We start from the raw sequence: 12,655 nt of genomic DNA, 5'->3' as shown, positions 1-12,655 counted from the left end.
GAAGTTGACACCAGTTATATGGCTTGGTTGCCATTCGGAAACAGCGTCCTGGTGGCCGTGGATTTGCCACTATCGTGGCGTTTCATGATGCGCGTCCTGGTCCCCGCCCGCCTGCGCAAAGCCGTGCGCGCGTGGTTCGATTCCCGCTATATCTCCATCGGCGATCATCGCCAGGACATCAGGGACGCTCTCTGGGAGGTCCAGACCCTGCGCCGGGAGATGGCGAGCTTGCAGGACGAGGTCGAGCGTCTGCGAAACGCCAGACCCGCCACACCCCCCACCACGGACAAAGCCCGGCTCGACGACACCCACCGCCTGGCTCAGGAGACGGCCAAGGCGCTGGACGGCGTGCTCCAGAACGAGGTCCTCCTCTGGCAGGCGATCGACGACCTCAAGTCACGGGCACCAGGCTCCGGCGATAATGTACGAGCCCCCGGGTCCGGCGACGCGCAGGGGTCGGGTCCGCGTGATGGCGCGCAGGGATCGCATCCCCGTGATGGCGCGCAGGGGTCGGGTCCGCGTGATGGCGCGCAGGGATCGCATCCCCGTGATGGCGCGCAGGGATCGGGTCCGCCTGATGGCGGGCAGGCGTCGCATTCCCATGATGCTGTGCGGGCGGAGGATTCGTCATGCGCGTGAGCTGGTCGGGAGGCGAGCTGACGTTCCGGCTCGGGGCCGATGACGAGATCACCGGCAAGGCCGCCGACGAGCACCCGGTCAAGCTGGCCACCAACTCCTGCACCATCGCCGGCGTGCCCGCAGACGCGCACCCCGACCTCTTCGCCGTCGCCGCGTGGACCGTGGTGGCGCCGTGGACGCGCAAGGAGATCGTGTTCGACCGGGCCATCTCCCCTGAGGTGGCCGCCGCGCTGCACGACGGGTGGGGGATCGAGGCCGGGCCGGTAGGCGCGGAGGCCCGGCGTACCGGGACGAATCTGGCGATCTCCTACAGCGGTGGCGCGGACTCCGTGGCGGCGGCGACCATCTATCCCGAGGCGCCGTTCGTGCACTTCCGGCGGGTTCCGCACCCGCGCGTGCCGAACCGGTGGCCGCACTACCGCTCCGACGTCCTGGCCAGGCTGGCCAAGCGCACCGGACGGGACCTCACCGTGGTGGACTCCGACCTGGAGTTCACGCTGTCCGAGCCCCGGCCCGGATATCCGGAACATCACGCGGTCGCGGCAGGAGCGTTGCTGCTCGCGGACCGGATGGATCTCGGTGGCCTGGCGTTCGGGTATGAACTGGGTTCACGGTGGCTCGGCGGGGATCGCTATCTTCTGCGTTACACGCCCGACAACCTGATGTGGGCGCCGCACGGGGCGTGGGGGCGGTTGTTCGCTGCGGCGGGTGTGCACATCGTGCTCCCTGTGGGCGGCGTGAGTGAGGCGGTCACCATGCGGCTGGCGCTGAACTCGGAGCTCAAGGATCACGTCCGATGGTGCTTGCAGGGCACCGACGGTCCGTGCCGTACGTGCGGCAAGTGCCTGTACAAGGAGCTCATTCAGGCCGCCGTCGAACGGCGGCCGCTCGACACGCCCTTCACCGCCGACGACCCCCGGGTGCGCAAGTGGCTCCAGCCTCCGCCGTACGGGGGACAGGAGATGGTCGAGTACGGCCTGGCGAGAGTGCCCGGCATCAAGGACACGCTGTTCGGGAAGGCGCTTGACTACTTCGACGCCACGGAGGAGTCGACGAGCTGGCTCGACCACTGTTACCCGCCGGCGCTCGACGAGATCCCGGTTCAGTGGCGTGAGCAGGCGACCGGGTTCATGACGTCCAAGGTCGGGCTCATGACCGAGGCCGAGGTCCGTCGGGTGGAGACATGGGGCACGTGAGGCCCCCACGCCCTGTTCGATCCGCCTTGTTCGTCACGCGGCGAGCGGTCGCCCGGGACCCGGTGACCCCCGAGGCGAACCGACCGATGGGCTCGTCTTCGGCCGATCCGTCTTCGGTTCTTACATCTTCGGTTGGTCCGCCGTTGGTTGGTCCGGCTTCGGTTGGTCCGGCTTCGGTTCATGCATCTTCGGTCGGTCCGCGTTTGGCTAATACGCCCTTGGTTGATCCGTTTTTGGTCGATGCGCCGTTGTTCGATGCCGGGTGCGCAGGTGAGGGAGTGGGACTGTGAAGGTGTACTTGTCGGTCGACATGGAGGGTGTGACCGGGCTGACCGACCCCGAGGAGATGCACGCGGGCAAGCGGGGCTACGAGCGGGGTTGCGAGCTCATGACCGCAGACGCCAACGCCGCCGTGGAGGGGGCGTTCGAGGCGGGGGCGACCAGGGTGCTGGTGAACGACGCTCACGGGTCTACCAAGAATCTGCGGATCGATCTGCTGGACCCGCGAGCCACCCTCATCCGGGGGCCGGGTAAGGCGCAGCGGATGGCGCAGGGGGTCGACGGGTCGTTCCAGGCGGCGTGTTTCGTGGGGTACCACGCCCGCGCGGGAGTAGCGAACGGCGTGCTCAACCACACCTGGATGGGCAAGGAGATCCAGAACGTCTACCTCAACGGCGAGGTGTGCGGCGAGACGCGGCTGGTGGCGGCGTGTGCGGGTTTCCACGGTGTTCCGGTGGTGCTGGTGACCGGGGACGAGGCCGTCGGTGAAGAGGCGCGCGAGTTGCTCGGTGATGTGGAGACGGTGGCGGTCAAGAAGGGGATCGACAAGTTCTCGGCCGAACTGCTGCCGCCGAGCGTCGCCCAGGCTCGGATTCGTGAGGCGACGGTCAGAGCGTTGGGGCGGTTGAGTGACTTCACGCCCTATCGGGTGGCTGCGCCGTACACGCTGGGGGTGGAGTGGAACTCCACTGCCATCGCGGCCGCCGTGGGGCTTGTTCCCGGCGTGAAGGCGGTGGGATCGCGGCACACCGAGTTCACTACCGATGACTTCGCACAGATCATGGCGCTGTTCGGTATCTTCGCCACGATTGGTGGTCAGATCTCCTGCGGCAGCGGCCCCTACGGCTGAACGCCACAAAGAGCCCACCCGGGCCGGTGAATGGCTGGTCGGCGCATGCGGGCCGGTGAAGAGCAGGTCAGTACACGCGGGCCGGTGAGTGGCAGGTCAGCACGCGCAGGCCGGTGGAAGCGGGTCCGCATAGTTGGGAGCGAGTGGCATGGAGGGCGCGGCGCTGACCCGGCGGGGGTTACTCGTCGGTATCGGGGCGGTGGGTGGCGCGGGAGCGATGTACGCCGCCATGGGCGCGCTGGGTCTGGCGCCGTCCCAGCAGGACAAGGACTTCGCCGCCCCCCAGCAGGGTGACTTCTCGCTGCGTGGCAAGGCGGCGGCCAAGGTGGTGATCCTCGGGGCGGGGGTCGCGGGGCTGACCGCCGCGTATGAGCTGGGCAAGGCCGGCTACGACTGCACGCTGCTGGAGGCCAAGGACCGGGCCGGCGGACGGAATCTCACGCTGCGCGGCGGCGATCGGCTCACCGAGCTCAACGGCCCTGCGCAGGAGGTGAAGTTCGGCGAGGGCGTCTACTTCAACGCGGGCCCTGGACGGATCGCGCCGTGGATGGTCACCCTCGACTACTGCCGCGAGCTGGGCATCCCGATCGAGACGTTCATCAACAACAACGGCCAGGCGCTCGTCCACACCAACGGGCAGACAATCCGGGCAAGGGCCGCGCGTGCAGATATGTACGGGTATGTGGCTGAGTTGCTGGCTAAAGCGACGAATATCGGCGCGCTCGACAAGAAGATCGGCAAGGACGATCGGGAACGACTGCTTGAGTTTCTGCGCAGGTTCGGCGATCTGGGGCCCAAGCTCGACTACGAAGGCTCCGACCGCCGGGGTTTCGTGAAATATCCGGCGCTGGACGGCGGCGCCCCCCTCGCGACCCCCGGCACCCTGCACGCCGTCCTCGCGGCCGGCACCGGCCGTTCCATCACCAACGACTTCGGCTACGAGCAGTCGACCCCCATGTTGCAGCCGGTCGGCGGCATGGACGCCATCGTCACCAAGCTCACCGAGGCGGTCGGCCAGGACCGGATCAGGACCGGCGTCAAGGTCACCAAGATCACCAACCTGGCCGACGGCGTCGAGGTGACCTGGGACGGCGGCTCGCTCAAGGCCGACTACTGCATCGCCACCCTGCCGCCCCACCTGCTCGCCAAGATCCCGCACAACCTCGGCGCCCCCGTCACGGCCGCGCTCAAGACGCCCATCCCGGTCGCCAGCGGAAAGATCGGGCTGGAGTACGGCCGGCGCTGGTGGGAGCTGGAAGACCGCATCTACGGCGGCGTGACCGAGACCGACCTGGACATCACCCACATCTGGTACCCGTCGGCCGGCTTCCACGCCCAGCGTGGCGTGCTCGTCGGCTACTACAACACCGACCAGAACGCCGGGCTCTACGGCGCCCTCACCCCGGAGGACCGCAGACGCCGCGCCCTCACCCAGGGCAGGAAGATCCACGGCGACAAGTACGGCAAGGACCTGCTCTCCAGCGTCTCCATAGCCTGGGACCGCCAGGAGCACATCCAGGGCGGCTGGGTACGCTGGCCCGCCTTTGATTCGTCCTTCACTCTTCTGCAACGCCCCAGCGGAAGGGTCTACTTCGCGGGCGACTGGCTCACCCATCTGATCGCGTGGCAGGCGGGCTCCATGGAGTCGGCCCGCGGCGCCGTCACCCAGCTGCACCAACGGGTGTTGCAGTCACCGTGACGTCGCGCGCTGCTCAGGTGACCGGCGTAAGGTCCTGAGAGAGCGATCGAGGAGATGGGATGACGTTGGACTGGGCCCCCGCGGCCGACCGGACCGACCTGCTGGCCGAGCCGGTGGCCCTTGCGGTGCAGGGGCTGGCGGGCGTCGAGGTGGCCGAGATCGACCCGGAGCTGGCCGACACGGCGGCGTTCTGCGAGCGCTACGGCGTGACGCTCGACGAGTCGGCCAACTGCGTGGTCGTCGCGGCCAAGCGCGGCGGCGAGACGCGCTACGCGGCGTGCATGGTGCTCGCGACGATGCGGGTCGACGTCAACGGCGTCGTACGCAGGCATCTCGACGCGCGCAAGGCGAGCTTCGCCCCGATGGCGGAGGCGGTCGAGCTCACCGGCATGGAATACGGCGGCATCACCCCCCTCGGCCTGCCCGCCGACTGGCCGATCCTGGTGGACACGAAGGTCGCCGAGCACGACAGGGTAGTGATCGGAAGCGGGGTGCGGCGGTCGAAGCTGGCCGTCTCCGGGGCCGCGCTCGCCGGGTTGAAGGGGGCGGAGACCCTCCCCCTGGCGAGCTGAACTCAGAGCCGAAGCCAAAACTGAAGCCAATTCGAGACCGTTGAATGGGAAACCGATGGGCCCCTTCGGGACGTTGTACGAGTGGGAATGTGGCCTCATGGTTCATCTCGTGGGCGGGGATTAAGCCGGTATGGTGCTTCATGCCATGAACGATGACCGACTCGGCCCTTACCGGCTGCTCAGGCGGCTCGGCGAAGGCGGTATGGGCGTTGTCCACCTCGCTGTCGACCCGCAGGGGAGGCAGGTGGCGGTCAAGGTCCTGCGCGCGGAGGTCGCCGGCGACGAGGTCGCCAGGCGGCGTCTGTCGCGTGAGGTCGAGACCATGCGCCGCGCGCGCAGCAAGTACATCGCCGAGGTGATCGACGCCGACGTGACGGGTCATCGGCCCTACATCGTCACGCGTTACGTCGCCGGGCGGCCGCTCGACGAGATCGTCAAGGACGACGGCCCGCTCGACCTGCCCGCGCTGGTCAGGATCGCGCACGGGGTCGCCACCGCGCTGGCCGCCGTGCACGCGGTGGGTGTGATCCACCGCGACCTCAAGCCGGGCAACGTGCTGATCATCGATGGCGAGCCGGTCCTGATCGACTTCGGCATCGCCCAGGCGGTCGACGCGACCAGGCTGACGCAGACGGGGATGTTCATCGGCACGCCCGGATACCTCGCCCCCGAGATCATCGAGGGGCAGGAGGCCGGGCCCGAGGTCGACATCCACGCCTGGGCGGGCACGCTGCTGTACGCGGGCACCGGCCAGCCGCCCTTCGGCAAGGGCACGCTGGAGATGATCTTCTACAACATCACCGCGGGCAAGGCCGACGTGAGCGCGGCCCCGCCGGAGCTGCAGCCGCTGCTCAAGGCGGCCTTCCAGCGCAACCCGGCCAAGCGGCCCAAGGCGGCCGAGCTGGCCGAGCAGACCGCCAGGATGCTGCCCAAGCCGCCGGGCAACGTGCGCGACGAGATCTCGACCGTGCCCCGGTCCGACCGCTCCAACCCGTCGATCGAGCTGCCGACGCCGCAGCCGCTGGCCGACAAGCCGTCGTACGACATCTCGACGCCGCCCATGACGCCGCGCCGGCTCGTCGACGGCCAGCTGCGCCAGCAGCCCCCGCACCAGGGCCAGCCGCAGCAGGGGTCCGGCCCGAACCAGCCGCCCCAGGGCCGGCCGCCCCAGCCGCCGCCGCAGGAGCAGCAGTACGTCTCGTTGCTCCCCGAGCAGCAGGGCGACCCCTATCCGACCCGCCGGGTGACCCCGGAGGAGCTGCGCAAGATGCAGCGCGAGGCCACCCCGCAGCCATGGCAGGTCTCCGGGCAGAGCAACAGCCACGCACCCTCGCCGGCCGAGGCCGATGTGCCGACCCGGCGCGTACGCCCCGACCCGCCCGACGTCCCCACCCGCCGGGTACGCCCCGAAGCGCCCGACTACGGGCGCGGCAATCCGATCCAGCCACCGCCCTACATCCCGGTGCAGGGCCAGTTCCCGCACGATCCCCAGGCGCAGCGCGAGCCGTACCTGCCGCACGAGGCGCAGACCAGGAGAGACGCCTACGGGCAGCCCGACCTGCGGACCAAGCGCGAGCCGTTCATCCCGGCGGCCCGCCCGGGGCAGGTGCTGCAGCGGTCCAGGGCCTACGGCCTGGCGAGCGCGATGCTGCTGATCCTGATGATCATGGTGGCCGTGGTGGCGCCCGTGCTGGTGGGCCTGCTGGTGATCCCGGTCGTGGTGCTGCTCCGCGCGGCCGACCTGGCCCAGCCGGAGCTGGTCGCGCGCAGGTCCACCGGGTCGGCGGCGCTCGACGTGGTACGGGTGTTCGCCTTCCCCAAAAAACTGGCCAAGTCGGTGGGGATCACATTCGCGCTGTTCTTCTACGCCCTTATCCTGGGGCTACCGGTGACGTTGCTGCTCACCGTGTTCGTCAAGATGAACCCCTACAACGCCTTGGCCTGGGGCGCGGCGATCGCCCTGTGGACCGTCTGCGCGGGCCCCGGAGTGGAGGGGCCTGGAAGGCAGATGCGCAGAACCCTCTCATCGCTCGTACCCTCGAGAACAGCGGCGATGGTGATGGTGGGAGTTCTCGCGGCGGGGGCCGCGCTCTCCCTGATCCTCGCTTACAGCTCGTTCGACAACGCGAGGAGGGCCGTATGGGCTCCGCTGAACGTCGGACCTGTGGTGACCCAGCTCAACGGACTGAAGGGGAGCACAGGGGGATGACGCCGGGACGGTGGCGATGAGCACGCAGGCGCCGGAGCGGCTCGGCCCCTACCGGCTGGTCAGGAAGATCGGCGAAGGCGGCATGGGCGTGGTCCACCTGGGCCTCGACACCGAGGGCCGCGAGGTCGCCATCAAGGTGCTGCACCCGCATGTCGCGGCCGACCTGAAGGCCCGCGACCGGCTGACGCGCGAGGTCGAGACCATGCGCCGGGTGCGCAGCCCGCACGTGGCCGAGGTGCTCGACGCCGAGCTCGTCGGCGGCCAGCCGTACGTCGTCACCCGCTTCGCCCCCGGCCGTACGCTCGAGGAGACCGTGCTGGCGGAGGGCGCGCTGGAGGCGCGGGAGGTCATCAGGCTCACCCAGGGCCTGTGCCAGGCGCTGGTGGCCATCCACGCCGCCGAGGTGATCCACCGCGACTTCAAGCCGTCCAACGTGATGCTGGTCAACGGCGACCCGCTGGTCATCGACTTCGGCATCGCGCACCTGGTGAACGCGACCCGGCTGACCCAGACGGGGATGTTCGTCGGCACGCCCGGCTACCTGGCGCCCGAGATCATCCGCGACTCGGAGATCACCCAGGCGGCCGACGTGCACGCGCTGGCCTCCACGGTGTTCTTCGCCGCGACGGGCGCGCCGCCGTTCGGCACGGGCACGTTCGAGGCGGTCTGCTTCAACATCATGGAAGGGCGCGCGCAGATCGACAAGGCGCCCCCGTGGCTGCGCGGCTGGCTGAGCCGCGCGCTGCGGGTCGAGCCCGGTGCCCGGCCCGGCGCCCAGGAGCTCCTGCGGATGGCCAGGGCGCTGGACCCGTCGGTGACCTCCTTCCACGAGACGTCCGCCGACGGGCCGACCGGCACCAAGCGGATGGGCAACCGGACGCGGGTCATGGAGAACTACTCCGACCTGCTGCCCCCGGTCGCGTACGGGACGCCGCCCGCGCGCGAGGAGAGACCGCAGCGCGAGGAGAGACGGCAGCGCGAGGAGCGGCCGCCGCCCTACGTCCCGGCGCCGATGCCGGACCGGCACCCGGCCCCGCGCGTCGACCAGCGGGTGGCGGGCTACCCGGCGCCGCCGACCCGCCCGCCCGCCTACTCCCCGTCCACGCAGGCGGGTCAGCAGCAGCGGCCGGTCGCGCCGCCGCCCCCGTACACACCGCCGGCCGAGCGCAAGCGCTATCTGGTCGGCAGCCAGTTCGTCGGCCTGCTGCTGCTGGTCACGCTGACCGCGCTGGCCGTCATGCTGCCCGTCGCGGTGAGCGCGGTGGCCGTCGCTTTGGCGTTGGTGCTGCGGGTGGGCGAATATCTCTTCGGCGACATGGTCAAGCGCCGGCAGGTGCGGGGGAGCAGCGCGGCCGATCCGCTGCTGGTCCTGGTCGGCACGCCGTGGGCGCTGGTCAAGGCCGCGCTCGTGACGCTGGTCCATGTGCCGCTGGCGCTGATGTTCGGTGCCTGCGTCTGGGGCGTGCTGCGCTGGGGCGGCGGCATGAGCGTCAACGCCGCCGCCGCGTACGGCGCGGGCGCCTTCACGGCCGGGCTGTTCGTGCTGCCGGGCGGCGGCGCGCCGCGCAAAGCGGTCACGCGCTCGCTCACCGGCATCCTGCGCACTCCCGGCGCGGCCCTGGTCGCCGCGCTGATCGTCGGTACGGCCGCGATGCTCGCGGTGATGTTCGCGATGGGCCAGGCCCCGACCTGGGCGCCCTGGCGGGCACCGGAGACCGTGATCAACGAGCTGACCAGCGACGCGCGGCGGAGCACGATGGGCTTGATCACCGGTCTGATCAACGATCTGCTCGACGGCGTGGGGATGGGGTTCCTGTCACCCTGGTCGTAAGTGTCTTGGCCCGCTCCGGGGGGAGAAAAGGGGTATGAGCGAGCGGCTGGGCCCGTATCAATTACTCTCCCGGCTCGGGGCGGGCGGGTTCGGTGAGGTGCACCTGGCGCTCGACCCTGAGGGCCGTACGGTGGCGGTCAAGGTTCTGCACCCGCACGTGACGGCCGGCAGCGGCGCGCTGGCCCGGCTGGCGCGCGAGGTGGAGACGATGCGGTTAGTGGGCGGGCCGCACGTGGCCGAGGTGCTCGACGCCTCGCTCGACGTCGCCAAGCCCTACCTGGTGACCCGCTACGTGCAGGGCAGGCCGCTGAGCGCGGTCCCCACGCCGGTGGCCGAGCTCGGGCAGCTGGCTTCCGGGCTGGCCGACGCGTTGCTGGCCATGCACGAGGCGGGCGTCGTGCACCGGGATCTGAAGCCGGCCAACGTGATGATGGCCGAAGGCGAGCCGGTGGTCATCGACTTCGGCATCGCCAGCGCGCTCGACTCCCTCTCGGTGACGGCCTCGGGGGCCGTGGTGGGCACGCCCGGTTACCTGGCGCCCGAGGTGCTGGAGGGCAAGGAGTCGGGGATGGCGGCCGACGTGTTCTCGTTCGGGGCCACGCTGGCCTACGCGGCCACGGGGCGCCAGCCGTACGGGCAGGGACCAGCGTCGGCGGTCGCCTACCGCGTCGTGCACCACGAGGCCGACCTGGAGGGGGTGCCCGACTGGCTGGGCCCGCTGCTGCGCGAGTGCCTGGCCACCGACCCGGCCGCGCGGCCGACGGCCGCGCAGATCTGCGCCAGGCTCGGTGTCGAGGCCGCCCATTACGTCCGACCAGCCGCTACGGCTCTGCGCCCCCGCCCCGGCGAGGCGCACGACCTGGAGACCCGAGAGTGGCGGCCGGGCCAGGAGCGGGTCCGTCCGTCGGTCGAGGAGTCCAGGGCCAGGCACCGGGAGAAGGTACGCAGGCGCTGGCTGATCGGCTCCGGGCTGTTCGTGGCGCTGCTGGCCGCCGCCGCGCGGGAGCCGCTGCCGGAGGTGGCGCTGTTCCTGCTGGCCGCGTACGCGCTGGTGGCGGTGGCCGACGCGGGGGTGGCGCTGTTCGCGCGCGGCCGTTTCAGGACGAGCCGGATCATCTTCGATTTCGCCGGGATGCTCGGCGCCGCGGGGCTCTGCCTGGGGCTGAGCGCGGTCTTCAGCACGTTCACGCTCGCGCTGTTCGCCGGTACGGCGCTGGTGGTCGGAGTCGTCTTCCTGCTGTCGGCCTGAAGCTTCCTGCTGTCGGCCTGCAGCTTCCTGCTGTCAGGCTGAACTCAGGCAACGGAATAAAGTTCGGTATGGTGGGGGTGCTTTGTCGTAAGCCTCGCTTGCTTGCGCCTAAGCTACTCATGGGTAACATGGCCGCGAGAGCACCCGCTGTCACGGCCCTCATGGGACACCTGGCAGTCTGTCAGCAAGCATCAGGCGCCGAGCGTCGGCGCACGCGAACACGGGAGGTCGGCCACCGGCCATGAACATCGTCGTCTGCGTGAAGCAGGTCCCCGACACGGCGACCGAGCGCAAGCTCCGGTCCGATGACAAGACGCTCGACCGTGACGCCGTCGACGGCGTGGTGAACGAGCTTGACGAGTATGCGGTCGAGGAGGCCCTGAAGCTCAAGGAAGCCCATGGCGGTGAGGTGACCGTTCTCACCATGGGACCGGGCCGGGCCACCGAGACCATCCGCAAGGCCCTGGCCATGGGCGCGGACAAGGCCGTCCACCTGACGGATGACGCGCTGCACGGCTCCGACGCCCTGTCGACCTCCTACGCGATGGCGCAGGTGCTCAAGAAGATCGGCTTCGACCTGGTCATCCTGGGTTCGGAGTCCACCGACGCGCGTACCGGCGTGCTGGCCGCGATGCTGGCCGAGCGCCTGGGCGCACCCCAGCTCACGCTGGCCAAGAAGGTCGACATCGAGGGCTCCGAGATCGTGATCCAGCGGATCACCGACTACGGGTTCGACAAGGTCGCGGCCCAGCTGCCCGCCGTCGTGTCCGTGGTGGAGAAGATCAACGACCCGCGCTACCCGTCCTTCAAGGGGATCATGGCGGCCAAGAAGAAGCCGGTGGAGACGCTGGCCATCGCCGACGCGGAGATCGCGGCCGACCAGGTCGGCCTGGACGCGGCCTGGTCCGAGGTCGTCGAGTTCGCCGCGGCCCCGCCGCGCGCGGCCGGCACGATCGTCAAGGACGAGGGCGACGGGGGCTCGAAGGCCGCCGACTTCCTCGCGTCCAAGAAGTTCATCTGAGCACGGGAGAGACAGCTGATATGTCGGAGATTCTCGTTCTCGTCGAGCACGTCGACGGCGAGGTCAAGAAGGTCACACTCGAACTGCTGACCCTGGCCCGCTCGCTCGGCGCACCGGCCGCCGTCTGGGCCGGACCCGGCATCACCGACGCGGCCAAGGCCAGGCTCGCCGAGTACGGTGCCGAGAAGATCTACGTCGCCGGAGCCGACGAGATCGTCGACTACGTCGTCGCGCCCAAGGCCGAGCTGCTCGCCCAGCTGGTGGCCGACAAGTCGCCCGCCGCCGTGCTGGTGGCCGCCACGACCGAGGGCAAGGAGGTCGCCGGTCGGCTCGCGGTCAAGACCGACTCGGGTGTCATCACCGACGCCGTGGGCCTCGGCGAGGGCTTCGTGGCCGACCAGTCCATCTTCGGCGGCGGCGTCAACGTCCGCTCGAAGGTGCGCAAGGGCACGCCGATCGTCGCCGTACGCCCGAACTCGACGGCCCCCGAGGCCGTCGCGGGCGCGGGCACCGAGGAGCAGGTGTCGGTCACGCTGACCGAGTCCGCCAGGGCCGCCCGTGTCCTGGAGCGCGTGAAGCAGGAGAAGGGCGCGCGCCCCGAGCTGACCGAGGCCGCGATCGTGGTCTCCGGCGGCCGTGGCGTCGGCTCGGCCGAGAACTTCTCGATCATCGAGGGCCTGGCCGACGCCCTGGGCGCGGCCGTGGGCGCCTCGCGCGCCGCCACCGACGCCGGCTGGTACCCCCACCAGTTCCAGGTGGGCCAGACGGGCAAGACGGTGTCGCCGCAGCTCTACATCGCGGCCGGCATCTCCGGCGCGATCCAGCACCGGGCCGGGATGCAGACCGCGAAGACCATCGTCGCGATCAACAAGGACCCGGAGGCGCCGATCTTCGAGCTCGCCGACTACGGCGTCGTGGGCGACCTGAACCAGGTGGTGCCGCAGCTCACCGAAGAGGTCACCAAGCGCAAGTAGCGCGTACCGGGGACGGCGCCATCATCGCGGCCGTCCCCGGTCGCCAGTCGATGGCGGAGAGCAGGCCCTGGAAGGCCGCTCCCGACCTCATAAAGTACCGGTGGTCGCACCCTTCTTGACCCGTCAGTCCTCATCC

The 12,655-nt window shown here is 70.1% G+C and carries 10 protein-coding genes; all 10 read left to right on the top strand.

Going from position 1 to position 12,655, the window contains the following annotated elements; translation table 11 throughout:
- The first annotated feature begins 84 nt into the window (after positions 1-84).
- The 10 genes from LDL49_RS17440 (at position 85) to LDL49_RS17395 (ending at position 12,519) form a co-directional block, all read left to right on the top strand.
- Positions 85-639, top strand: a complete 555-nt coding sequence (locus LDL49_RS17440) for a proline-rich domain-containing protein (protein ID WP_225292112.1) — start codon at positions 85-87, stop codon at positions 637-639.
- Positions 630-1,835: a DUF6395 domain-containing protein gene (locus LDL49_RS17435; protein ID WP_225292111.1), complete on the top strand. Its 1,206-nt coding sequence runs from the start codon at positions 630-632 to the stop codon at positions 1,833-1,835. Before LDL49_RS17440 ends, LDL49_RS17435 begins: the two co-directional genes overlap by 10 nt.
- A gap of 286 nt (positions 1,836-2,121) precedes the next feature.
- Complete coding sequence (locus tag LDL49_RS17430; protein ID WP_225292110.1) at positions 2,122-2,964, top strand: M55 family metallopeptidase; 843 nt, start codon at positions 2,122-2,124, stop codon at positions 2,962-2,964.
- A gap of 148 nt (positions 2,965-3,112) precedes the next feature.
- Entirely contained in the window at positions 3,113-4,663 is a 1,551-nt protein-coding gene (locus tag LDL49_RS17425; protein ID WP_225292109.1) for a flavin monoamine oxidase family protein, read from the top strand.
- Between the two features lie 59 nt (positions 4,664-4,722).
- Positions 4,723-5,235, top strand: coding sequence for a YbaK/EbsC family protein (locus LDL49_RS17420; protein WP_225292108.1), 513 nt, complete (start codon positions 4,723-4,725; stop codon positions 5,233-5,235).
- Positions 5,236-5,380: 145 nt separating this feature from the next.
- A complete protein-coding gene (locus LDL49_RS17415; RefSeq protein WP_225292107.1) occupies positions 5,381-7,444 on the top strand; it encodes a serine/threonine-protein kinase in 2,064 nt (687 codons plus the stop codon).
- 16 nt (positions 7,445-7,460) lie between these two features.
- A complete protein-coding gene (locus tag LDL49_RS17410) occupies positions 7,461-9,275 on the top strand; it encodes a serine/threonine-protein kinase (protein WP_225292106.1) in 1,815 nt (604 codons plus the stop codon).
- Between the two features lie 34 nt (positions 9,276-9,309).
- A complete protein-coding gene (locus tag LDL49_RS17405) occupies positions 9,310-10,524 on the top strand; it encodes a serine/threonine-protein kinase (protein ID WP_225292105.1) in 1,215 nt (404 codons plus the stop codon).
- Positions 10,525-10,765: 241 nt separating this feature from the next.
- Complete coding sequence (locus LDL49_RS17400; RefSeq protein WP_225292104.1) at positions 10,766-11,545, top strand: electron transfer flavoprotein subunit beta/FixA family protein; 780 nt, start codon at positions 10,766-10,768, stop codon at positions 11,543-11,545.
- Positions 11,546-11,565: 20 nt separating this feature from the next.
- Positions 11,566-12,519 carry an electron transfer flavoprotein subunit alpha/FixB family protein gene (locus LDL49_RS17395; protein WP_225292103.1) on the top strand — a complete coding sequence of 318 codons (954 nt, stop codon included), beginning with the start codon at positions 11,566-11,568 and terminating at the stop codon, positions 12,517-12,519.
- The last annotated feature ends 136 nt before the right edge of the window (positions 12,520-12,655 follow it).

The organism is Nonomuraea aurantiaca, from assembly GCF_020215705.1.
In the GTDB taxonomy this organism is placed as follows: Bacteria; Actinomycetota; Actinomycetes; order Streptosporangiales; family Streptosporangiaceae; genus Nonomuraea; species Nonomuraea aurantiaca.
Note: the sequence above shows the minus strand (reverse complement) of the source record. Positions and strands in the feature narration are given on the sequence as shown.

Excerpts from the sequence above, each read along its gene's own strand:
- LDL49_RS17440 (WP_225292112.1), top strand. The coding sequence starts at position 85 with ATGATGCGCGTCCTGGTCCCCGCCCGCCTGCGCAAAGCCGTGCGCGCG.
- LDL49_RS17435 (WP_225292111.1), top strand. The coding sequence starts at position 630 with ATGCGCGTGAGCTGGTCGGGAGGCGAGCTGACGTTCCGGCTCGGGGCC.
- LDL49_RS17425 (WP_225292109.1), top strand. The coding sequence starts at position 3,113 with ATGGAGGGCGCGGCGCTGACCCGGCGGGGGTTACTCGTCGGTATCGGG.
- LDL49_RS17420 (WP_225292108.1), top strand. The coding sequence starts at position 4,723 with ATGACGTTGGACTGGGCCCCCGCGGCCGACCGGACCGACCTGCTGGCC.
- LDL49_RS17415 (WP_225292107.1), top strand. The coding sequence starts at position 5,381 with ATGAACGATGACCGACTCGGCCCTTACCGGCTGCTCAGGCGGCTCGGC.
- LDL49_RS17410 (WP_225292106.1), top strand. The coding sequence starts at position 7,461 with ATGAGCACGCAGGCGCCGGAGCGGCTCGGCCCCTACCGGCTGGTCAGG.
- LDL49_RS17405 (WP_225292105.1), top strand. The coding sequence starts at position 9,310 with ATGAGCGAGCGGCTGGGCCCGTATCAATTACTCTCCCGGCTCGGGGCG.
- LDL49_RS17400 (WP_225292104.1), top strand. The coding sequence starts at position 10,766 with ATGAACATCGTCGTCTGCGTGAAGCAGGTCCCCGACACGGCGACCGAG.
- LDL49_RS17395 (WP_225292103.1), top strand. The coding sequence starts at position 11,566 with ATGTCGGAGATTCTCGTTCTCGTCGAGCACGTCGACGGCGAGGTCAAG.